This is a genomic window from Telluria sp. B2, assembly GCF_051789535.1.
Lineage (GTDB): Bacteria > Pseudomonadota > Gammaproteobacteria > Burkholderiales > Burkholderiaceae_D > Telluria.
In genome coordinates, this window is record NZ_CP196525.1 from 3,260,994 (window position 1) to 3,283,371 (window position 22,378).

Sequence of the window (22,378 nt, forward strand, 5' to 3'; positions counted from 1 at the left end):
CATGAAAACGGAACCGCACCAGACCGCAGCGCACGGCCACCTCGTCATCATCGGCGGTGGCGAGGACCGCAAGCACGACAAGGAAATCCTGACCCGTTTCGTCGAACTGGCGGGCGGCGAAAACGCCCGCATCGTCGTCATCACGGCGGCCAGCCAGATCGCCGACGAGATGTGGGAAGTCTATGACAAGGCCTTCGGCGACCTCGGCGTCAAGCAGCGCGCCCACCTGCGCCTCGACTCGCGCCAGGACGCCAACGACGAAGAGAAGGTCAGGATGGTGGCCGAGGCCGACGGCATCTTCATGACCGGCGGCGACCAGAAGCGCCTGCTGGCCATCATCGGCGGCACCACGCTGGACGCCGAGATGCACACCGCGCTCAAGGTGCGCGGCGCCTGCATCGGCGGCACCAGCGCCGGCGCCTCGGCCATGTCCGGCCACATGCTGGCCCAGGGCAAGACCGACCTGCTGCCGGAAAAAGGCGCGGTCAGCCTCGGCGCCGGCCTGGGCTTCGTGCACAAGGTCGTGATCGACCAGCACTTCTCGGAACGCCAGCGCCTGGCGCGCCTGCTGTCGGTGGTGGCCCAGAACCCCTACCTGATGGGCATCGGCATCGACGAGGACACGGCCCTGGTCATCGAGCGCGGGCGTGGCATCCAGGTGCTCGGCGAAGGCTCGGTCACCGTGGTCGACGGACGCACGATGAACACCAACATGGCCGACATCCGCGAGCACGCGACGCCCGAGCTGATCGACGTGCGCCTGCACCTGCTCCCCGCCGGCAGCAAGTACTACCTGCCCGAAGAAGGCGACACCAAGGCGAAGCCGATGTCGCGCTCGCTGCAAGAATTTTTGGAAAATGTGACGAAACGGAACCCGATCTCATGAGAATCATCGAAAAACGCTTCCTGCGCGGCCCCAACCTGTACAGCGCAGCCCCGTGCCTGATGGCCGTCATCGATACCGCCGGCGCGGAGGCCGCGCCCGGCCTGGTGGCGCGCCTCGTCGCCCTGCTGCCGGAACTGTCGCCGGAAGCCTCGGCGCGCCTGGCCGCGCTCAGCTGCGCGGCCGACGCCGTCGAGCCCGTCGTGATGGAGCTGCAGCGCCTGGCCGGCGCCCCCGCCACGTTCAGCCAGAGCCTGGAGGTGGCGCGCAAGCCCCACGCGCGCCGCGCCGTCTGCGGCTACCGCACCGAACAGGTCGCGGGCGAAGCGCTCGATGTGGCCCTGGCCATGATCGGCGCGCTGCAGCGCGGCGAGGACTTCGATGTCGCGGCCGCCGTCAAGGCCCTGCACGAGACGGCGGAAGATTATGCGATCGGCACCAGCACCGGCGCCGTGGTCTCGGCGGCCGAGCGCCGCGGGATCCCGTCCCTGCGCATCACCGACGAGGCCAACCTGTTCCAGCTCGGCTGGGGCAGCCGCCAGAAGCGCCTGCAGGCGACCATCACCGGCGCCACGAATTCGATCGCGGTCGGCATCGCCAGCGACAAGCAATTGACCAAGACCCTGCTCGAGCAGGCCGGCTGCCCGGTCCCGGCCGGCGCCACCGTCACCCGCCTGGAAGAAGCCCAGCGCGTGGCGCGCCGCCTCTCGGGCCCGGCCACCATCAAGCCGCTCGACGCCAACCAGGGCAAGGGCGTGACCACGGTCTGCTCCACGCCCGAGGAAGTCGAGCGCGCCTTCGAACATGCGCGCAAGTACAGCCGCCACGTCATCGTCGAGGAATACCTGGAAGGCCGCGACTACCGCGTGCTCGTCACCGGCAACAAGATTGCCGCCGCTTCCTGGCGCCGCCCCCCCTGCGTGACGGGCGACGGCAAGTCGACCGTGCGCGAGCTGGTCGAAGTCGAGAACCGCAACCCGGCGCGCGGCGAAGGCCACACCAACATCCTGACCAAGATCCCGATGGACGCCCTGGCCGAGGCCATCCTCGCCAAACAGGGCTACGGCTTCGACTCCGTGCTGCCGCTTGGGGTCTCGGTCGACCTGCGCGGCAACGCCAACCTGTCGACCGGCGGCACCGCCGAAGATGTGACCGATCTGCTGCCTGAGGAAACCCGCGACATCTGCATCCGCGCTGCGCGCACCATCGGGCTGGACGTGGCCGGCATCGACGTGATCTGCCAGGACATCTCGCAGCCGCTGCGCGAGCAGAAAGGCGGCATCATCGAGGTGAACGCCGCGCCCGGCATCCGCATGCACCAGTACCCGAGCCGCGGCACCCCGCGCGACGCCGGCGCCGCCATCGTCGAGGCCCTGTTCGGCCAGGACGACGGCCGCATCCCGGTGGTGGCGGTGACCGGCACCAACGGCAAGACCACCACTTCGCTGCTGATCGCGCACGCGGCGCGCCTGACCGGCCAGCGCACCGGCGTCACCACCACCGAGGGCGTCTACATCGACGGCCAGCGCATCATGGAAGGCGACTGCACCGGCTACCGCTCGGCGCGCACCCTGCTGACTTCGCCGGAAGTCGATTTCGCGGTGCTGGAAACGGCGCGCGGCGGCATCCTCAAGCGCGGCCTGGCCTATGACCGTTGCGACGTCTCGGTCGTGCTGAACGTTTCGAGCGACCACCTGGGCCTGGACGGCGTCGACACCATCGAGGACCTGGCGAAGGTGAAGGCCGTGGTGGCCCAGCGCGCCTCGCGCGCCGTGGTGCTCAACGCCGAGGACGACTACTGCGTGGCGATGGCCCAGGACCTGCAGCACAACGTCGAGGTGCTCTACTTCGCGCTGGACGCCGACAATCCGGTCCTGCTGCGCCACCTCGAGTCGGGCGGGCGCGGCGTCTACCTGCAGGACAACACCGTGGTGCTGGCCACCGGCGCGCGCCACGAAGCCCTGGTCGACGTGCGCCAGATGCCGGTCTCGCTAAACGGCTGCGCACGCTACAACATCGCCAACGCCCTGGCCGCGACCGCGGCGCTGGCGGCCACCGGCTTCGGCAACGCCGAAATCGTGGCCGGCCTGCGCAGCTTCGTCTCCGACAGCAAGCACAACCCGCTGCGTTCGAACGTCTTCGACGTCGAAGGCGTGACCGTGATCGTCGACTACGCCCACAACTGCGCGGCCTATGCCGCCCTGGCCGAGACGGCGCGCGCGATGACGCCGGGCCGTGTCGTGGGTGTCGTTGCTGCGCCGGGCGACCGGCGCGACGCCGACCTGGTCGACATCGGCCGCACCTGCGCCGCCGGTTTCGACGAGCTGGTGGTGTACGAGACCGAGAACCGCGGCCGCAAGGCCGGCGACGTGGCCGCCCTGCTGGTCCAGGGCGCACGCCTGGGCCGCATCGCCGCCGACCGCCTGCAGTGCGAGCTGGACGTGCACAAGGCGATCCGCGCCGGCCTGGCCCAGTGCCAGCCGGGCGACGTGCTGGTATTCGGCTGCGGCTCCTCGATTTCCGAGCTGACCGAGGCGCTGCGCCCGACCAAGCCGGAGATCGCGCAGCGGATCGAGGCGGAAGCGGTATAAGGGTTTGATGTGAGAGTGGAAGCGGCCCTGCGGGGCCGCTTTTTTTTTGGCGGCTCGCGGGACGGGCGCCGGGTTTCATGCGGTGAGACGGCGTGGGCACGAGTGCCCACCCTACAGAGTCGGGCTCGCGGTCTGGGCGCCTGGTTTCGGCCCGTGAGACAGCGTGGACACAGGTGTCCACCCTACGAAACCCGCCTTTGTAGGGTGGACACCTGTGTCCACGCGGTCGTACCGCCGCACACCCCACCCTGCCCGGCGTGCCGTCCGCGGCGCAAAAAAATGGCCCCGGAAACCGGGGCCATCTTCGTCGACCTTCCTCAACCGATCACGCCGCCTGCGCCGCGATCCTGTCGGCGCTTTCCGGATCGTCCATGCGCAGCGCATCGATGAACACCTGCAGCGAGGACCCGCAGGCGAACACCAGCACGTCCCCCGGGCTGCACAGCGACAAGCCGAGGCGGATCGCCTTGTCGACCTCGATCTCGCGGTGCAGGGTGTCCGACGGTCCGATCACGTTCTCGGCGCCTTCGAGGATCAGGTCGACCGCGCCGCCCACAGGCCGGCCGCGGCTCTGCGATTCGTACACGACCAGCTCGTCGAAGCGTTCGCCGCAGATCTCGCCGATCTGGACCAGGTCGCTGTCGCGGCGGTCGCCCGGCGCGGTGACGATGCCCACCAGCTGGCCCGGCAGCAGCGCGCGCGCCATTTCCGCCAGGGCCGCATAGGCCGCCGCGTTGTGGGCGTAGTCGACGATCACCGTCACCCCGCGCACGTCGAACACGTTGGTGCGCAGCGGGTTGGTCTTGCTGTCCGAGACAAAGGTCGACAGGCCGGCTGCGATCTGCATGTTGGAGAAGCCGGAGGCCATCAGCGCGGCCGCGGCGGCCAGCGCGTTGGCGATGTTGTAGCGTGCGCGCCCGCCGTAGCTGGACGGCATGGTCTCGACGCGCAGCAGTTCCTGCTGGCGGGTGCCGTCGGCCAGTACGATCGCGTTGTCCTGGAAATAGGCGCCGCGCCCGCCGTCCTCGAGGTGCTTGAGGAGGATGGGATTATCGGCTTCCATCGAGAAGAACAGCACTTCGGCGCCCGGCTTGGCGCGGCGCACCATGGACACGCACAGCGCATCCTCGGCATTGAGCACCACCGCGCGCGAGGCCGACGAAGCCACCACCGCCTTCACCTGCGCCAGGTCCTCGATGGTGTCGATGCCGTCCAGGCCCAGGTGGTCCGGCGACACGTTCAGGACCACGCCGACGTCGCACTGGTCGAAGGCCAGGCCGCGCTTGAGGATGCCGCCGCGCGCCGTCTCCAGCACCGCGAAATCGACGTCCGGCGCGGACAGTACGGTGCGCGCCGACCAGTAGCCGGTGCAGTCGCCCTTCACCAGGCGCTTGCCGTTGACGAAGACGCCCTCGGTGGTGGTCACGCCCGTGCCGAGGCCGGCGACGCGCGCGGCGTGGGCGATCATCAGCGTGGTGGTGGTCTTGCCGTTGGTGCCGGTGACGGCCACCAGCGGGATGCGGCCGTTCGACTGGCCCATCAGGCCGTCGATGATGGCCTCGCCGGCGTCGCGCGGCTCGCCTTTGCTCGGATGCTGGTGCATGCGGATGCCGGGCGCGGCGTTGACTTCGATCACGGCCCCGCCCTGCTCCGCCAGCGGCTGGGAGATGTCCTGGCAGACGATGTCGATGCCGGCCACGTCCAGGCCGATCTTGTTGGCGGCGCGCACGCAGAGCTGGCGCGTCGATTCGGGCAGCAGGTCGGTCACGTCCTCGGCGGTGCCGCCGGTGGACAGGTTGGCGTTGCTGCGCAGTTCGACGACGGCCCCCTTCGGCGGCACCGCATCGGGCACATAGCCCTGGCGGCGCAGCATGTCTTCGGCGTGGGCGTCGAGCGCGATGCGGGTCAGGATGTTGCTGTGGCCATTCCCGCGCGCCGGATCCTGGTTCTCGATCTCGACCAGCTCGGTAATCGTGCTGACGCCGTCGCCGACGACGTGCGCCGGACGGCGAAAGGAGGCGGCCGCCACCCGCCCGCCCGCCACCAGCACGCGGTAGTCGCGTCCTTCGACGAAACGCTCGACGATGATGCGGCGGCCGTACTGGCGCGCGAACTCGAAGGCGCGCGCCACTTCCTCAGGGGTGGCGCAGTTGGTGGTCACGCCCTTGCCCTGGTTGCCGTCGAGGGGTTTCAGCACCACCGGCTTGGCGACGCGGCGCGCGACGCGCTGGGCTTCTTCGACGCTGGTGACGGTGGCGCCTTCCGGCACCGGCACGCCGGCCTCCTGCAACAGGGCCTTGGTAAGCTGCTTGTCGCTGGCGATCTTCACCGCCACGTAGCTGGTGTCGCCGGTGGTGGTGGCCTGCAGGCGCTTCTGCTTCGAGCCCCAGCCGAGCTGGAACAGGTTGGCGTCCTCGGTGATGCGCTGGGTCGGGATGCCGCGCTCGTGGGCGGCGGCGAGCACCGCGGCGGTGCTGGTGCCGATCGCGTAGCGCGAGCCGAGCGAACGCAGCTCCTTCAGGCGCGGTTCGATGTCGAACGCTTCGCCATGGGCGAGCGCGGTGACGACGTCGACCGCGAGCTGGAAGGCGGGCTCGGCCAGCTTTTCGATCTGGTACTGGACCACGATGCGGAACTGCCCGGGGCGTCCGCTGGCCGGGCGGGTGCGGCCGTAGCCGACGGTCGGGCCGGCCATCGACTGCAGGGTCAGGCTCACGTGTTCGACCACGCGCGCGAGATAGGTGCCCGCGCGCAGTCGCTGGGCGAAGCCGCCGGGCTGGCCGGTCGGCAGCAGCTGCCCGTGCAGGGACGGCAGGAGGGCAAGCAGCGCGTCGTTGAAGCCCGGGATGTCCTTCGAGGAGACGCCGTACAGGTCCTCCAGGTCGATGACGCTCAGCAGGCAGGGGGTGTCGGCGTGGAGATTGGGGCCACGCAGGAATCGTTGTTCGAGGATGTGCACGAGAATGTCCCTATGGTTCTTTATATCTTTGTAACGTTCTGTGTTGCGGTCATGCGGAGACAGCCGGTGCGCCCAGGAAGCGCACCGGCCGTCGACAATCTTGTGGTCGTACGTGCCTCAGATTTCGAGCAGCTTGGTGTACATGCGGGTGGCCATCAGGCCGGCCGCACTGTGGTGGTGGGCCGGCGACATCAGTTCGCCCAGCAGCGCCATCGCTTCCTGCTTGCCGGCGGCAGCGGCCACGCGCTGCTCGAGCAGGCCGAGCTCGTTGTCGCTTTCCCTGTCGTTGGCTGCGCTGCGCGCCGCGCGGCGCCGGATCAGCCCGCGCTCCGGGAAGCTGCTGCTGCGGTCCAGGTGCTGGCCCAGGTTGTCCAGCGTGCGCTGGCGCGCGCGGTGGGTCAGCATGCGCCCTTCCTTCGCCGTGCCCTGGCCGTTCGGGCTGGTCACGATCCAGTCGCGCAGCACCTGCTGCTCGTAGGCGCTGAACACGCCGAACATCTCGGCGCGCTCGCCGTGGATCAGGCGCCAGAAGCGGCTGTTCTCCACGTCCTCGCCGCGCTTGATCCAGCCGGCGCTTTCCATCGCCGAGAGGAAGCCCGGGATCTGGGCCGGGTCGCCCAGCCAGTCGTTGACCGAGCGGCCGGCGACGCGGCAGTAATCGGAGTGCATGTTCTTGCCCACCGAGCTCTTTTGCGCCAGGATGTGCACCAGTTCTTCCTGCAGGTCGAACTCGGCGATCACCGACGTGGTGCCGGCGCCCAGCTCGTTCAGGCGGTAGCCGTCGAGCACGCGGCGGTAGAAGGCGGCGCGGTCGCCCACGCGCGGCATCAGGCCGTTCAGCGCCTGCACCGCCTTCTGGGCGTGGCCGGTGGCGGCATTGTCGACCGTGACGTGCAGCGTGAAGTAATACGGGTCGATGCCGAATTCGTTCAGCTCGTACGAGGTGATCAGCAGGTGCAGCGGCAGCTGCTCGTAGCCGAGGTTGTAGCCAATGACTTCGGGCAGGAAGCGGTCGGCATTGTGGCCGAGCGCAAGCTGGATCGCGCCCTGCAGGTAATGCTGTTCGTCGAGGTGCTCCCAGCCTTCGCAGCCGTGGGTGGCCAGCAGCTTGCGGTAGATCGTGACGTGGTTCTTGTCCGGTACGCCTTCGCCCAGTTCCTCGAGATAGGTCTTGATCAGTGGGTGGAAGTCCGGGTTGTCCCAGTGGCGCAGCAGGCCGTAGAGCCAGGCGCCGTCGACCAGCTTGGTCGGCGCGACCGACTTCAGGAAGTAGAGCGCATGGGCGCGGTTGCCGAAGTAGCGGCGCGGGGCGCCGGCCTTGCGCGCTTCCAGGTATTCGCGGTATTCGGCGCCGACCGCATCGGTGCGGGCCTGGACCCAGTCCGGCAGCTGGGCCAGGGTGGGCGGCAGGTCGGCGGGAATCGACTGCACGCTGGCGATCTGCTCGCGCAGGAAGCGCTCGGCGGCGCGGGCCTGTCCCAGCGGGTCGGCCAGCAGGGCGAAATACAGGTCCTTGGCAGGCGTGGCTGCGGCGCCGCCGGCCGGGTTCGCGGCGCTTGCGGCCTGGGCGACTTCAGGAACATCGGTAACGAGCGAAGGCGTCATGGAATGCGTGTCCAATATTGTTGAATAATTACCATAATTATCCAGACTGGACTTGGCACGGAGAATCGGCACGCGTGCTCCGAGGGTGTAAGACAGGGATTACAAAAGTATCTAAATGTTAACGGATTGCATCAAGACAGGGCGGCCGCTTCTCACTCTCCCAGGCAGATGCCCAGTTCGCGTGCGGTGGCCACCGTGTCGCCGTCGACCGGCACCTGCTTGGTGCGCCCGGCAACCTGGCCGAGGGGCACCAGTTCGATCGCCTGCCAGCCCAGCGCGACCATGACGCCGGCCTGCCCCGCCGCCAGGGCGCGTACGGCCGCCGCCCCGAAGCGCGAGGCGCAGACCCGGTCGAAGGCCGAGGGGCTGCCGCCGCGCAGCAGGTGGCCGAGCACCACGGTGCGGCATTCCTTGCCGGTCAGGTGCGCGAGCTGCCCTTCGATCTCGGCGCCGATGCCGCCCAGGCGCTCGGCCCGGCCGACCTCCGCCGCCGCCTTCACCCGGCGTTCGCCGGACTGGGGCGCGACACCTTCGGCGACCACCACGAGCGCATGGTGATGTCCGGCGGCGTCGCGCCGGCGAACTGCGTCGGCCACCGCCTCGATGCGGTAGGAAATTTCGGGAATCAGGATCGCATGGGCGCCGCCCGCAATGCCGGCATGCAGGGCGATCCAGCCGGCGTAGCGCCCCATGACCTCGACCACCATCACCCGGTGCTGGCTGTAGGCCGTGGTGTGCAGGCGGTCGATGCACTCGGTGGCGAAGCCGACCGCGGTATCGAAACCGAAGGTGGAGAAGGTATGGGCCAGGTCGTTGTCGATGGTCTTCGGCACCCCTACCACGCGCAGGCCCTGGCGGTGCAGCGCCTCGGCAATGCCCATCGAACCGTCGCCGCCGACCACGACCAGCGCGTCCAGTCCGCGTTCGCGGCACAAGGCCACGACTTCCATGGTGCGGTCGGTTTCGACCACGCTGCCGTCGGGCTGGGGCGTCGGATAGCGCAGGGGATTGCCGCGGTTCGTGCTGCCGAGGATGGTGCCGCCCAGGTGGCCGATCCCATGCACGTCCTCGACGCCCAGGCGCCGTACCGGTTCGCCGCTGCAGGCCGCGGGCGCGAGCAGGCCGTTGAAGCCATCGCGGATGCCGTGGCATTCCCAGCCGAGCCGGTCCGCCGCCAGCACGACCGAGCGGATCACCGCGTTCAGGCCGGGTGCGTCGCCGCCACCGGTCAGCAGCCCGATGCGCCCGATGCCGGGCGATGCCTGCGCACCCGGCGCCGTGGATGGATCTGCACTCACCTGTTCCTCCTTCCGGCCTCTCCCGGCCTGGCATTACGATAGCATGGGGCAGGCAGGGCGCACCGCGCCGGGAACCCACGGCCGGGCTCACGGTGTCTAAGCCCGTGTGCGATGGCGCCGCCCGAACCACCCATCCCCGCCATCGCGCCTGTCCGGCATCCCGCATGGAGGTGTACGATGGCGCAAACCCAGGTCCTGATCGCCGGCGCCGGTCCCAGCGGCCTGGTACTCGCACTGTGGCTGAACCGCATGGGCGTCGACGTGCGCGTCGTCGACCAGGCCGCCGGGCCCGGCACCACTTCGCGCGCCCTGGCGGTGCAGGCGCGCACGCTGGAGCTCTACCGCCAGCTCGACCTCGCACTGCCCGTCATCGAACAGGGCTATCCGATCAAGGCCTTCAATATCTGGACCGAAGGCGAGCACCGCGCGCGCATCGAACTGGGCGCCATCGGCGCCGGGCTCACGCCCTACCCTTTCCTGCACATCTATCCGCAGGACAAGCATGAACGCCTGCTGGTCGAGCGCCTGCTCGAGGCCGGCGTGCGCGTCGAGCGCCAGACCGTCCTCGAGCACTTCGAGGAAGACGGCGACACCGTGGTGGCGCAGCTGCGCGACGCGGCCGGCAATACCGAGCGCGTCGAGGCGCGCTACCTCGCCGGCTGCGACGGCGCCCACTCGAAGGTGCGCGACATCATCGGCGCCGGCTTCCCCGGCGGCACCTACCGCCAGGTGTTCTACGTTGCCGATATCGAGGGCGAGAGTCCGGCCCTGAACGGCGAACTGAACCTCGACCTCGACGAGGCCGATCTGCTGGCGGTCTTCGCCATGGCCCCGCGCGGTCATGGCCGCCTGGTCGGTACCGTGCGTGACGAACGCGCCGACCGCGCGGAAACCCTTCAGTTTTCCGACGTCAGCCAGCGCGCCATCGACAATCTCCTGATCAGCGTGCACAAGGTCAACTGGTTCTCGACCTACCGCGTACACCACCGGGTCGCCGAGCACTTCCGGGGCGGACGCGCCTTCCTGGTCGGCGATGCCGGCCACATCCACAGCCCGGCCGGCGGCCAGGGCATGAACACCGGCATCGGCGACGCCATCAACCTGGCCTGGAAGCTTGCGGCAGTGGTGCAGGGCCGCGCGCCCGACAGCCTGCTCGACAGCTACGAGGCCGAGCGCCTGCCCTTTGCGCGGCGCCTGGTCGAGACCACCGACCGCGTGTTCGGCTTCCTGACCGCGGACGGGCCGGTTGCCGAGATCGTGCGCACCGGCATCGCGCCGCGCATCATGCCGCTGATCGCGAAACTGCCGGTGACGCGAGAATACTTCTTCCGCACAATCTCGCAGACCGTGCTCCACTACCGCCACGCGCCGCTCAACAGCGGCACGGCGGGACGGATCCGCGGCGGCGAGCGCCTGCCCTGGGTCGAGATCGCGGGCGGCGACAACTTCGCGCCCCTGCCCCGTCCGGGCTGGCAGGTGCACGTCTACGGCAAGCCCAGGCCCGAGGTGCAGGCCTGGTGCGATACCCACCGGGTGCCGCTGCGCAGCTATCCCTGGAGCGAAGCCTGCACGCACGCCGGCCTGGCGCGCGACGCCGTCTACCTGCTGCGGCCCGACACCTACGTCGGGCTGGCGGCGGGGTCACCGTCGGCGCACGTGCTCGACGAATACCTGCGCGACAATGCGCTGGGCCTGTAGCGCCGGCCCGGGCCGGCCCTCAGCAGCCTTCAGTGCTTCTTGCCGCCGCCGGAAATCTTGTTTTCGGTGGCCCAGGCGCGGCGCTTGGCTTCCGCCGGCGGCGTGCCGCGCTTCTCGTAGCCTTCCTCGATGTGCTTGGCCTGGCGTTTCTGCTTGTCCGTGTAGGACGACTTGTCTCCTTGTGGCATGGCAGCCTCCTGTGGGTTCAAAGGGTTAAGGATTAAAGGGGTGCGGGATTCGCGCCTTGCGCGCCTGCGCCCGGCTCGACCAGTTCCACCTTCAGCCAGCCCGGCCGGCGCTCGTCGAAGGCCTTGTAGGCCTCGATCACGGACGCCATGCCTTCGCGCTGGGTGATGATGGCGGTCGGATCGATGGCGCCGGTACGCACCAGTTCGATCAGGTCCGGGATGTACTTGCGGTGGTTGCAGTTACCCATCCGGATTGTCAGGTTCTTGTTCATCGCGCTCCCGATCGGGAAGGACGTGTCGGCCGGCGGGTAGACGCCGATGATGGACAGCGTGCCCGCCTTGGCCAGCGCCTGCACCGCCCACTGCTGGGCCTGCGATGGCGCCTGGCCCGGATGCCAGTTCGGGCCGTCGGGGTGCTGCACCGGCGCGACGGCCTCGCGCTCTTTCCTGAACTCGTCCGCCTGCTCCTGCGCCTGTTTCGCCGCCGGGCCGTGATGGGGGCACTCGGCGTCCACCCCGACCGCATCGATCGCGCAATCGGCGCCGATGCCGCCGGTAAGCTGCATGATCACCTGGACCGGATCTTCCTCGTCGAAGTTGATGACCTCGGCGCCCTGGCGCTTCGCCATCTCGAGGCGGTCCGGCAGGTTGTCGACCGCGAGGATGCGTCCGGCGCCCAGCAGCTTGGCGGAGGCGATCGCGAACTGGCCGACCGGGCCGCAGCCGAACACGACCACCGTGTGGCCATGCCTGATGCCGGCCAGGTCGGCGCCGAAGTAGCCCGTGGGGAAAATATCCGACAGCAGGATCGCCTGGTCGTCCGTGACCTGCTCGGGCAGCTTGATCAGGTTGATGCTGGCGAAAGGCACGCGCGCCTTCTCGGCCTGCAGGCCATTGAACGGCCCGGTGGTCTTCGGCCCGCCGTAGAAGGCGGTGCCGGCCGCAGGCCCGTTGGGATTGGCGTTGTCGCACTGGCTGTAATAACCCGAACGGCAGTAGGAGCAGTAGCCGCAGGCGATGGTCGAGGGGATGACGACCCGGTCGCCGACCGACAGGTTGCGCACCTCGCTGCCCACCGCCTCCACGATCCCGACCGCTTCGTGTCCGAGGATGGTGCCCTTCTGCATATCGCTGAAGGTGCCGCGTACGAAGTGCAGGTCGGTGCCGCAGATGGCGCTCACGGTGATGCGCACGATGGCGTCGCCCGGCTCCTCGATCTTCGGCTCGGGCACCTCCTCGAGACGAATGTCGCCCACGTCATGGAAAACGACGGCTTTCATGTTGCTCCTTTCGCGTGATCGATGTTATTTGCTGCTGTCGAACTTAGCACTTCGACAGCACCCGCTGCGCACGTTACCGCCGGTCACTAACCGCATGCGTTCGCCAGGCGGCATCAAATTGACGAGCGGCAAAGCTGCGCCGCCAAAGCGCATTTCCGGCGAAGATCGCCCTGCACCGGCCCGCCGCAGGGCGCCGGCATCGAACCAGCGGCGGCGGGCCATCACCCGACAAACCAGCATTGGAGCGCCATGGATCTCACCGTTAACAACAGCACCACCTCCGACGTCCTCGTCACCCTGTTCGCCGAACTCCAGGACGGCAGCTTCAAGGCCAAGGTCATGGCCGAGACCGACGTGCCTTACGCCCCTTACTGGGAGGACGAGGTCGAGCAGCTCGTCGTCTACATCGCGCCGAACGAGGAGCAGCTGGACGCCATCCTCAAGGCCCTGAACGAGCGCCGCCTGCCCTTCAAGAGCCTGCAGGATTACGGCTCGGCCGCCGGCGGCACCTCGACCATCCCGGTCTAGCCGGACAGCGCACGCCATGGATACCTCTTCCCTCTGGCAGGGCACCGCCGCCAAGAGCGCCTGCCTGCCCACGCTGCAGACCGACCTGAAGGTCGATGTTGCGATCGTCGGCGGCGGCATCGCCGGCCTGACGGCGGCCATGTTGCTGGTCGAGGCCGGCCAGCGCGTGGCCGTGTTCGACAGGCACAAGGTCGGCAACGGCTCGACCGGCAACTCGACCGGCAACCTCTACCCGACCGTGGACGTCAGCCTGCAGGCCATCGCCGCCGAAAGCGGAGCCGAGACCGCCGCGGCCGTCGCGGCCTCGCGTGGCGCCGCGATCGACCTGATCGAGCGTACCGTGCAGCGCTTCGGCCTGGACTGCGCCTTCGAGCGCGTCGGCTGGCACTTGATCGCCGCCGACGCCGCCCACGAGCAGCTGGTGCGCGACGAGCAGGCTGCTGCTGCCGCGGCCGCGCTGCAGGCCACGCTGCTGGACGACGCGCCCCTGCCGATCCCCGCCGTGCGCACCCTGCGTGTGGACGGCGCCGCCCAGTTCCAGCCGCTCGCCTACCTGCGCCAGCTGGCCCAGGCCATCGGCAGCGAGGATTGCCTGATCTTCGAGAACACCGAGGTGCTCGCTGTCGACGACGAGCCGCCCATGGTGCACACGGCGCATGCCAAGGTGCATTGCCGCCAGGTGATCCTGGCCACCCACACGCCGGCCGGCATCCACCTGGTGCAGTCCTCGATGGGGGTGGTGCGCGAGTACGGCATCGCCGCGCCCCTGCACGACGCGCCGCCGCCGCCCGGCGTCTACTGGAGCATCGGTGCCGAGCGCCATTCGGTCCGCAGCTACCGCGCGCACGGGCGTGACTACCTGGTCGTGGTCGGCGCCGCCCACAAGCTGGGCGAGGCCGTGGTCGGCGCCGACCGCTACGACATGCTGGAAGGTTTCGCGCGTGCGCACTTCAAGCTCGGCCCGGTCGAGTACCGCTGGTCGGCCCAGCGCTACCGCATGCCCGACAAGCTGCCCTGCATCGGCCGCAACATCGACGCGAAGAACACCTATATCGCCACCGGCTTCTCGGGCGATGGCCTGACCTACGGCACGCTGGCCGGCATGCTGCTGGCCGACGAGATCCTCGGCCGGGCCAATCCCTGGGCCGACCTGTACCGGGTCGGGCGCATAGCCAAGGACCAGCGCCCCGAGGGCTTCGAGCAGGAGTCGACCCGGGCGCCGGCGCCGGAACAACTGAAGCTGGACGCCGGCGCGCGCGCCCGGCTCGACGGCGTCCAGCCCTGCGAAAGCCGCCAGCTCGAGCTGCAGGGCCAGCCGGTGGCGGTCTATCGCAATGCCGAAGGCGCGCTGCACGTGGTCTCGGGCAAGTGCAGCCACATGGGTTGCGCGCTCAAGTGGAACGGCGCCGAGATGAGCTGGGACTGCGAATGCCACGGCAGCCGCTTCGATCCCGAGGGCCGGGTGCTGGAGGGGCCGGCGCTGGCGCCGCTGGCGCGCCTGGACACCGGCGCCCCGGCCGACAGCCCGGACGAGCCGGACCCGAACGCCGGCGACGAGGAGTAAGGGCCCCGCGCGCCGGGCCATCCGGGGCTGGCCGCGGGCTTGGCTGTTTCAGGAAGCGCGCGCCGGCCGCGCGGCCGGCGTTTCGCGCGTGACGAGCACGGTGGCGATGCGGCGGTCCAGTACCTCGGCCACCTCGAAGCGCAGGTTGTCCAGTTCCACCGCCTGGCCCACTTCCGGCAGCGTGCCGAAGCGCTCCAGCATGAAGCCGGCCAGCGAGGTGTATTCGTCGTTCTCGCTGACCAGGGCCTCGGTCCCCAGCACCTGCTGCAGGTAGTGCAGGTCGGCGCTGCCGTCCACGCGCCAGCGCCCCGGGCCCTCGTCGCGCACCACCGGCAGCTCGTCCTCGTCCGGGAACTCGCCGGCGATCGCCTCGAGGATGTCGATCGGCGTGACCAGCCCCTGGATGGTGCCGTACTCGTCGGCGATGAGCACCACCTGGCCGTGCGAGCGCTTCAGGGTTTCCATCACCTTCAGCACCCCGCTCGCGTCCGGCACGATGATGGGCGGGCGCACGTGCGCCGGGTCGATCCTGCCGGCATGGGTGAGGTCGGCCATCAGGTCCTTCGCGCGGGCGACGCCGACGATCTCGTCGAGTTCGCCCCGACAGACGGGGAAGAAGCCGTGCGGCGTGTCCAGCAGCTGGGTGCGGATGGTGGCGGCGTCGGCCTGCATGTCGATCCAGGAGATGTCGGCGCGGTTGGTCATGATCGAGCGGATCGAGCGCTGCGACAGGCTGAGCACGCCGCTGACCATGTTGCGTTCCTCGGGGACGAAAGCGGTCTCCGGGTGGAGAGCCCTGCCCTGCCCCGCGCCTTCCCTTCCTTCTTCACTCCTGGCGCCGAGCAGGCGCAGCACCGCGTCGGCAGTACGCTCGCGCAGCGGCAGGTGCGCCTCCTGCCTGGCGAAATTGCGGCGCGCGAGCTGGTTCAGGGCCTCGATCATCACCGAGAATCCGATCGCCGCGTACAGGTAGCTCTTCGGAATGTGGAAGCCGAAGCCCTCGGCGATCAGGGACAGGCCGATCATCAGGAGGAAGCTCAGGCAGAGCACGACCACGGTCGGGTGGGCGTTGACGAAGCGGGTGAGCGGCCTGGAGGCGAACAGCATCACGCCCATCGAGACCACGACGGCCGCCATCATGACGCCCAGCTCGTCGACCATGCCGACCGCGGTGATCACCGAGTCCAGCGAGAAGACGGCGTCGAGCGCGATGATCTGGGCCACCACCACCCCGAAGGAGGCGTATTCGGCCGGCCCCGCATGGCTGTGGGCCTTGCCCTCGACCCGCTCGTGCAGTTCCATCGTCGCCTTCCCCAGCAGGAACAGGCCACCGAGCAGGAGGATCAGGTCGCGCCCTGAAAAGCTGAGCTGCCCGATCGAGAACAAGGGCGCGGTCAGCGACACGATCCAGGAGATCATGGTGAGCAGCCCCAGGCGCATCAGCATCGCCAGCGTCAGGCCCAGCAGGCGCGCCTTGTCGCGCTGCTCGGGCGGGAGCTTTTCCGCCAGGATCGCGATGAAGATCAGGTTGTCGATCCCGAGCACGATCTCGAGCACGACCAGGGTCAGGAAGCCCACCCAGATATTCGGATCGGATAGCCATTCCATGGTGCCCACTCCGCTTGTGTATGGATGACCGATTGTAATAGGCTGCCGGCGGGGAAGTCGCACGCGACCGGCGCCGACGCGGTATGATGAAGAGTTTCCCACGCACGGCCGCGCTGCCGCCGAGTTCCAACCACCTATTGTTTTACGCGACGACCAGACCATGGCCGATAACGACGACCACGATTACCAGAGCCGGCGCCAGTTCGCCGAGCTGTTCCAGGAAGCCCCGATGTTCATGGCCCTGCTGCGTGGTCCCGAACACCGGTTCGAATTCGTCAACCCGGGCTACCTGCGCCTGATCGGCCACCGCGAGGTGGTTGGCCACACGGTCGCCGAAGTGCTGAACGACGCCGCCAGCCAGGGCTATGTCGCCATGCTCGACAAGGTCTACCGCAGCGGCGTCCCCATCTCGGCCAATGGCGCGAAGTATGCCATGCAGCCCACGCCGGACGCTTCCGTCCTCGACCGCTACATCGACTTCGTGCTGCAGCCGGTGCGCTGCTCCAGCGGCGCCGTGTCCGGCGTGCTGGTGCTCGGTTCGGACGTCACCGACCGGGTGCAGAGCGAAATCCGGCGCGACGCCCTGGCACGCCTGACCGACGCGCTGCGCGAGCTGCGCGCGCCCGAGGACATCAGCTACTGCGCCGCACGCATCCTCGGCCAGACCCTGGGCGCGAGCCGGGCCGGCTTCGGCCTGATCGGCGCCGCCGGCGACACCCTGCACATCGAGCGCGACTGGTGCGCCGAGGGCGTCGAGAGCATGGCCGGGGCCATCGACCTGCGCCAGTTCGGCGACTTCGTCGACGAGCTCAGGCGCGGCAAGCCGGTGTTGATCCGCGACGTCCAGGCCGACGCCCGCACCGCCGCCGCGGCCGATGCCCTGGCCGAGCTCAGCGCGGCGTCCTTCCTGAACCTGCCCGTGCTGGAGGACGAGCAGCTGGTCGCCATGGTCTTCGTCAACGCCGCGCAGCCACGCGACTGGACGCCCGAAGACCTGGCCCTGACGCGCGAGGTTGCCGAGCGCACCCATACCGCCAACGAGCGCCTGCGCAGCGAGATCGCGCTGGGCGCCAGCGAGGCGATGTTCCGCACCATCGCCAACGCCATGCCGCAGATGGTGTGGTCGACCCTGCCGGACGGGTACCACGACTACTACAACGAGCGCTGGTACGAGTTCACCGGCATGACGCCGGGCAGCACCGACGGCGCCCACTGGGCCGACGTGCTGCATCCCGAGGACCGCGACGCCGCCTGGGCCGCCTGGGCCGACAGCCTGGCCAGCGGCGGCACCTACGAGATACAGTACCGCCTGCGCGACCGTTCGGGCGCCTACCGCTGGGTGCTCGGGCGCGCCATGCCGGTACGCGACGACGAGGGCACCATCATGCGCTGGATGGGCACCTGCACCGACATCCACGACCAGAAGCAGGCGGAGAACGCGCTGCGCCTGGCGAACCAGCGCAAGGACGACTTCCTGGCGATGCTCGCGCACGAACTGCGCAACCCGCTGGCCCCGATCAGCACCGCGGCCCAGGTGCTGCGGCTGCGCCAGGGCGATCCGGCCTATGCCCAGCGCGCCGGCGAGATCATCGAGCGCCAGGTGCGCCACATGACCGAGCTGGTCGACGACCTGCTGGACGTCTCGCGCGTGACGCGCGGGCTGGTGCAGATGGAGCGCGAGCCGGTGGAGCTGCGCGCGGTGGTCGATGCCGCCGTCGAGCAGGTGCGCCCCCTGATCGAGGCGCGCCACCACGAACTGGCGGTGGCGCTGCCGGCCGCGCCGGTGTACGTGAACGGCGACCGCACCCGGCTGGTGCAGGCGATCTCGAACCTGCTCAACAACGCCGCCAAGTACACCCAGCAGCACGGCGCCCTGCAGGTCGCGCTGCACGTCATTCCTGACGGCGGGGATGGCCAGGCTGTGGTCTCGGTGCAGGACAACGGCAGCGGCATCCCGCCCGCCCTGCTGCCGCACGTGTTCGACCCGTTCACCCAGGGCGAGCGCACGCCCGACCGCGCCCAGGGCGGACTGGGCCTGGGCCTGACCCTGGTGAAGAGCATCGCCCAGCTGCACGGCGGCGCGGTGGCCGCGGCAAGCGGCGGCCAGGGCCAGGGCAGCACCTTCACGATCTCGCTGCCGACGATCGCCGCGCCGGCCGAGACCGCGCCAGGCGGGGACAGCGGCACGGCGCCCGCGCCGGCGGCTGCGGCAGCGCTGGGCATCGTCGTGGTCGACGACAACCGCGACGCCGGCGCCTCGCTGGCCGCGGCGCTGGAAGCGCAGGGCCACACGGTCAGCCTGTTCGACGATGCCGAAGCGCTGCTGGCGGCGGGCGACGAGGTCAGGGCCGATGCCTACATCCTCGACATCGGCCTGCCGCGCATCGATGGCTACGAGCTCGCACGGCGCCTGCGCCAGCGTCCGGCCAGCCGCGCTGCCCTGCTGGTCGCCCTCACCGGCTACGGCCAGGCGCACGACTTCACGCTCTCGAAGGGCGCCGGGTTCGACCACCACCTGGTCAAGCCGGCCAACCTCGATCAGCTCGAGCGCATCCTGCTCCAGCACGCGCTGCGCACGGCGCAAAGCGCCTGAAACGGGAGATCAGAACAGCGCGCCCTGGGTGCTCGTCAGGCGCGCGAAGCTGTCGTCCAGGAAGGGCAGGATGGCGTCGGCGATCGGCTCGAGCTGGCGCGTGAGGTAGTGTTCGTAGTCGATGCTTGAACGCCGCGCCTCGAGCGGCTCGGGTCCGGCCAGGGTCATCACGTAGCGGATCCAACCGCCGTTGCGGTAGATCGCCGGACGGCCCTGGCGCAGGTGGAATTCGTCGGCCATGCGCGCGGCGCGCACGTGCGGCGGCACGTTGCGTTCGTACTCCTCGAGCGGCCGGCGCAGGCGCTTGCGGTACACCAGCAGGTGGTCGAACTCGCCGCGCAGCGTGCGCGCCACGTAGTCGCGCACATAGTCCTCGTAGGGCTGGCCCTTGAACACGCGCAGGTAGAGCTCCTGCTGGAACTGCTGGGCCAGCGGCGTCCAGTCGGTGCGCACCGTTTCCAGGCCCTTGTAGACCATCTCCTCGCCGCCGTCCGGCGTGCCCACCAGGCCGGCGTAGCGCTTCTTGCTGCCTTCGTCCGAGCCGCGCACCGTCGGCATCAGGAAGCGCCGGTAATGGGCCTCGTATTCGAGTTCGAGCACGCTGTCCAGGCCCAGTTCCTCGCGCAGGCTGCGGTCCCACCATGCGTTCACGTGTCCGACCAGCGCGCGGCCGATGCGCTCGGCATCGGCGTCGTCGTGGGCGCGTCCCAGCCAGACGAAGGTGGAGTCGGTGTCGCCGTAGATCACCTGGTAGCCTTCGGCCTCGATCAGCTCGCGCGTGCGGTGCATGATCTGGTGCCCGCGCATCGTGATCGAGGAGGCCAGGCGCGGATCGAAGAAGCGGCAGCCCGACGAGCCCAGCACGCCGTAGTAGGCGTTCATGATGATCTTCAGGGCCTGCGACAGCGGCGCGTTGCGTTCGCGCTTGGCGGCCTCGCGCCCTTCCCATACCTGGCGCACGATACCGGGCAGGCAGTGCCGCGTGCGCGAGAAGCGCGCGCCGCGAAAGCCCGGCACGGTCGCGGCCTCGTCCTCTTGCAGGCCCTCGACCAGGCCGACCGGGTCGATCAGGAAGGTGCGGATGATCGAGGGATACAGGCTCTTGTAGTCGAGCACCAGCACCGAGTCGTACAGGCCGGAGCGCGAATCCATGACGAAGCCGCCCGGGCTGTCGCCGCCCGGCACGTCGCCGATGTTCGGCGCCACGTAGCCCTTGCGGTGCATCAGCGGGATGTACTGGTGCTCGAAGGCAGCGACCGAACCGCCGCTGCGGTCGGCCGCGAGCCCTGTCACGCTGGCGCGCGACATCAGGAATTCCAGCAAATTCGTTCGATCGAAAATGCGCGTGACCAGCTCGCAGTCCTTCAGGTTGTAGCGCGCCAGCGCCGGCTTGTCCTCGGCAAACATGCGGTCGATCTCGGCCATGCGGTCGAAGGGGTTGTCGATCGCCTTGCCCTCCCCCAGCAGTTGCCGGGCCACCGCCTCCAGGCTGAACGAGGGGAAGCTCCAGGTGGCCGAGCGCAGCGCCTCGATGCCGTCGATGACCAGGCGGCCCGCGATGCAGATGAAGTAGTGTTCCTGCTTGCCGCCATGCTCGCGCCATTCGATCGCGCTGCCGTCGCGCCCCAGGCGCAAGGGGCGGCCCAGCTTCACGGCATGCTCCTGCAGCACGCGCATGTCGAACTGCACCAGGTTCCAGCCGATCACGGCGTCGGGATCGTGGGTGCGGAACCAGGCCTCCAGGCGCTCGAGCAGTTCGGCGCGGGTCGTGCAATAGTCGAGGTCGAAGTCGAGGCCGGCGGCCTCGTTCGGGTCGTGAGGCGCGGGACCGAGCATGTAGACCTGGCGCTGGCCGCAGCCTTCCAGTGCGATCGAGTACAGCTCGCCTTTCGAAGTGGTCTCGATGTCGAGCGACACCAGGCGCAACGCCGGACGGTAGCCGGGCGCGGGCCTGAGCTGGCCCGCGGACAGCAGGCGCGGGTCCCGGGGATCTGCGATGCCGCTGAAAGTGACGGGCGCGGTGATGAAGCGCTCCATCAGGTAGCGTTCTGGCGGGCGGATGTCGGCCTCGAACACGTCCACGCCCTGCTGGCGCAGGCGCTTTTCCAGGCGCAGCAGCTGGCGGTAGCCGCGGCAGTACAGGCCCAGCACGGGCCGGTGGCGAAAATCGGCCAGCGCCAGTTCGCGCAGTTCCCAGCCGCGCTCGCTGCGCAGGACGAATTCGGCGGCCTCGCGCTGCTCCACAGGGACGAAGGCGATCGCCGGCTGGGGCGCGACGCGCACGCGGCGCGGCCCGCCGTCGGTGGCGAGCCAGAAGTCGACCTCGACGCCGGCATCAAGATCGTTCCAGTGGCGCGTCAGCAGGAAGCCCTGCTGCGCGCCTGCCATGCCCTCCGCTGTCATGTCGCTGCCATCTCCGCCATCCCTGATCCCGGGCTGCCGCGCCGGCAGCCGGGCAGGATTATACCCGCGCGGGAATGCCGGAAGCTCAGCCGTTCGCGGCCCGTCTCTCCTCCACCGGCGCCTGCACCTCCGTCCAGGCCTCGGGCTGGTCGAGCTTGAGGAGCTGGGTCGGATAGGCGAAGGGGATGCCTTCGCTGTCGAAGCGCTCGAAGAGCAGCACGTTGATCGCCTGCTGCACATCCATGTAGACATTGTAGTCGCCGGTCTTGACGTAGTAGACGGTCTCGAACTCGAGCGAGGAGGTGCCGTAGCCCTTGAAGTGGGCGCGATCAAAGGCAGCCTGCTCCTGGGCCTCGACCGCTTCGCGCAGGATCTGCGGGATCAGCAGCACCTGGGCCTTGCTCACCTTGTAGGGCACGCGGATGGTGAACAGCACGCGCCGGCTCTGCATGTGCTTGTAGTTGCGGATCCGGCTCTTCAGGAGGTCGCTGTTCGAGAACACGATCTGCTCGCCGCCCAGGCTGCGCAGGCGGGTCGTCTTCAGGCCCACGTATTCGACCGTGCCGAGCACGTCGTCGACGATGATGAAGTCGCCCACCACGAAAGGCTTGTCCAGCACGATCGACAGAGACGAGAACAAATCGCCCAGGATGTTCTGCATCGCCAGCGCCACCGCGATGCCGCCGATGCCGAGGCTGGCGACGAGGGTCGTGATGTTGACGCCGAAGTTATCGAGGATCATCAGGATGATCACCACCCACAGCGCCGTGCGCGCCACGAAGCCGAGTGCCGCGGTCGAGGTGGTGCTGGCGGCATCCTCGGCGCTGCGCCGCAGGCGGTAGTGGTGGAACCAGCCCTTGATGCCGACGTCGCCCCAGCGCGCCGCCTGCAGCAGGAAGACGGTGACGGACAGGTGCTGCAGGAACACGCCGCTGCGCTCGGGAATCACCAGTCCCTGGGAGCCGGCATACACGCCCATCATCAGGATGAAGACGGGATGGGTGGCGGCGAGGATGTTGACAGCCAGGTCGTCGAGATAGGTCACCGTGTTGGGCGCGATATGGGCGAGGCGCCGCAGCAGCAGGCCTTTGGCGGCGTACAGCAGCACGATCACGGCGACGGCGATGCCGAAGGCGACGAGCCAGGCCTGGATGTCGTTGTTGGTTACGAGATAACGCAT

14 protein-coding genes are annotated in these 22,378 nt (G+C 69.1%); 6 read left to right on the forward strand and 8 right to left on the reverse strand.

The window, feature by feature from the left end:
- Position 1: 1 nt before the first annotated feature.
- Both ACSUZJ_RS14535 and cphA (ACSUZJ_RS14540) read left to right on the forward strand, forming a co-directional pair.
- Positions 2-886 carry a cyanophycinase gene (locus ACSUZJ_RS14535; protein ID WP_499409271.1) on the forward strand — a complete coding sequence of 295 codons (885 nt, stop codon included), beginning with the start codon at positions 2-4 and terminating at the stop codon, positions 884-886.
- Complete coding sequence (gene cphA, locus ACSUZJ_RS14540; protein WP_499409273.1) at positions 883-3,474, forward strand: cyanophycin synthetase; 2,592 nt, start codon at positions 883-885, stop codon at positions 3,472-3,474. Before ACSUZJ_RS14535 ends, cphA (ACSUZJ_RS14540) begins: the two co-directional genes overlap by 4 nt.
- 325 nt (positions 3,475-3,799) lie before the next feature.
- Here the strand turns inward: cphA (ACSUZJ_RS14540) and cphA (ACSUZJ_RS14545) are convergent, their stop codons facing one another.
- From cphA (ACSUZJ_RS14545) to ACSUZJ_RS14555, 3 genes are all read right to left on the reverse strand, one after another.
- Positions 3,800-6,433, reverse strand: a complete 2,634-nt coding sequence (gene cphA / locus ACSUZJ_RS14545; RefSeq protein WP_499409275.1) for a cyanophycin synthetase — start codon at positions 6,431-6,433, stop codon at positions 3,800-3,802.
- A 117-nt stretch (positions 6,434-6,550) separates the two neighbouring features.
- Positions 6,551-8,038 carry an iron-containing redox enzyme family protein gene (locus ACSUZJ_RS14550; protein ID WP_499409277.1) on the reverse strand — a complete coding sequence of 496 codons (1,488 nt, stop codon included), beginning with the start codon at positions 8,036-8,038 and terminating at the stop codon, positions 6,551-6,553.
- Positions 8,039-8,190: 152 nt separating this feature from the next.
- Positions 8,191-9,336, reverse strand: a complete 1,146-nt coding sequence (locus ACSUZJ_RS14555) for a 6-phosphofructokinase (RefSeq protein ID WP_499409279.1) — start codon at positions 9,334-9,336, stop codon at positions 8,191-8,193.
- A 177-nt stretch (positions 9,337-9,513) separates the two neighbouring features.
- Here ACSUZJ_RS14555 and ACSUZJ_RS14560 point away from each other — a divergent pair, with 177 nt between their 5' ends.
- A complete protein-coding gene (locus ACSUZJ_RS14560; RefSeq protein ID WP_499409281.1) occupies positions 9,514-11,034 on the forward strand; it encodes an FAD-dependent monooxygenase in 1,521 nt (506 codons plus the stop codon).
- A 29-nt stretch (positions 11,035-11,063) separates the two neighbouring features.
- Here the strand turns inward: ACSUZJ_RS14560 and ACSUZJ_RS14565 are convergent, their stop codons facing one another.
- Both ACSUZJ_RS14565 and ACSUZJ_RS14570 read right to left on the reverse strand, forming a co-directional pair.
- Entirely contained in the window at positions 11,064-11,222 is a 159-nt protein-coding gene (locus ACSUZJ_RS14565; protein ID WP_499409283.1) for a hypothetical protein, read from the reverse strand.
- Positions 11,223-11,254: 32 nt separating this feature from the next.
- Positions 11,255-12,502: a zinc-dependent alcohol dehydrogenase gene (locus ACSUZJ_RS14570; protein WP_499409285.1), complete on the reverse strand. Its 1,248-nt coding sequence runs from the start codon at positions 12,500-12,502 to the stop codon at positions 11,255-11,257.
- Between the two features lie 249 nt (positions 12,503-12,751).
- Here ACSUZJ_RS14570 and ACSUZJ_RS14575 point away from each other — a divergent pair, with 249 nt between their 5' ends.
- Entirely contained in the window at positions 12,752-13,030 is a 279-nt protein-coding gene (locus ACSUZJ_RS14575; RefSeq protein ID WP_499409287.1) for a hypothetical protein, read from the forward strand.
- Between the two features lie 16 nt (positions 13,031-13,046).
- On the forward strand, positions 13,047-14,594 hold the full coding sequence (locus ACSUZJ_RS14580; RefSeq protein WP_499409288.1) for an FAD-dependent oxidoreductase: 1,548 nt from the start codon (positions 13,047-13,049) through the stop codon (positions 14,592-14,594).
- Between the two features lie 48 nt (positions 14,595-14,642).
- Here the strand turns inward: ACSUZJ_RS14580 and ACSUZJ_RS14585 are convergent, their stop codons facing one another.
- On the reverse strand, positions 14,643-16,202 hold the full coding sequence (locus tag ACSUZJ_RS14585; RefSeq protein WP_499409290.1) for a TerC family protein: 1,560 nt from the start codon (positions 16,200-16,202) through the stop codon (positions 14,643-14,645).
- 160 nt (positions 16,203-16,362) lie between these two features.
- Between ACSUZJ_RS14585 and ACSUZJ_RS14590 the strand changes: the two genes are divergently transcribed.
- Entirely contained in the window at positions 16,363-18,795 is a 2,433-nt protein-coding gene (locus ACSUZJ_RS14590; RefSeq protein WP_499409292.1) for a hybrid sensor histidine kinase/response regulator, read from the forward strand.
- A gap of 9 nt (positions 18,796-18,804) precedes the next feature.
- On the opposite strand, the gene ACSUZJ_RS14595 is transcribed toward ACSUZJ_RS14590, so the two are convergent.
- Both ACSUZJ_RS14595 and ACSUZJ_RS14600 read right to left on the reverse strand, forming a co-directional pair.
- Positions 18,805-21,198 carry a DNA polymerase II gene (locus ACSUZJ_RS14595; RefSeq protein WP_499409294.1) on the reverse strand — a complete coding sequence of 798 codons (2,394 nt, stop codon included), beginning with the start codon at positions 21,196-21,198 and terminating at the stop codon, positions 18,805-18,807.
- 85 nt (positions 21,199-21,283) lie between these two features.
- Positions 21,284-22,378, reverse strand: coding sequence for a mechanosensitive ion channel family protein (locus ACSUZJ_RS14600; RefSeq protein WP_499409296.1), 1,095 nt, complete (start codon positions 22,376-22,378; stop codon positions 21,284-21,286).

Bases quoted from the DNA above. Each gene is read 5' to 3' on its own strand.
- ACSUZJ_RS14550 (WP_499409277.1), bottom strand. From the start codon at position 8,038: ATGACGCCTTCGCTCGTTACCGATGTTCCTGAAGTCGCCCAGGCCGCA.
- ACSUZJ_RS14590 (WP_499409292.1), top strand. From the start codon at position 16,363: ATGGCCGATAACGACGACCACGATTACCAGAGCCGGCGCCAGTTCGCC.
- ACSUZJ_RS14580 (WP_499409288.1), top strand. From the start codon at position 13,047: ATGGATACCTCTTCCCTCTGGCAGGGCACCGCCGCCAAGAGCGCCTGC.
- ACSUZJ_RS14535 (WP_499409271.1), top strand. From the start codon at position 2: ATGAAAACGGAACCGCACCAGACCGCAGCGCACGGCCACCTCGTCATC.
- ACSUZJ_RS14575 (WP_499409287.1), top strand. From the start codon at position 12,752: ATGGATCTCACCGTTAACAACAGCACCACCTCCGACGTCCTCGTCACC.
- ACSUZJ_RS14565 (WP_499409283.1), bottom strand. From the start codon at position 11,222: ATGCCACAAGGAGACAAGTCGTCCTACACGGACAAGCAGAAACGCCAG.
- ACSUZJ_RS14595 (WP_499409294.1), bottom strand. From the start codon at position 21,198: ATGACAGCGGAGGGCATGGCAGGCGCGCAGCAGGGCTTCCTGCTGACG.
- ACSUZJ_RS14570 (WP_499409285.1), bottom strand. From the start codon at position 12,502: ATGAAAGCCGTCGTTTTCCATGACGTGGGCGACATTCGTCTCGAGGAG.
- ACSUZJ_RS14560 (WP_499409281.1), top strand. From the start codon at position 9,514: ATGGCGCAAACCCAGGTCCTGATCGCCGGCGCCGGTCCCAGCGGCCTG.
- ACSUZJ_RS14585 (WP_499409290.1), bottom strand. From the start codon at position 16,202: ATGGAATGGCTATCCGATCCGAATATCTGGGTGGGCTTCCTGACCCTG.
- ACSUZJ_RS14600 (WP_499409296.1), bottom strand. From the start codon at position 22,378: ATGCGTTATCTCGTAACCAACAACGACATCCAGGCCTGGCTCGTCGCC.
- cphA (WP_499409273.1), top strand. From the start codon at position 883: ATGAGAATCATCGAAAAACGCTTCCTGCGCGGCCCCAACCTGTACAGC.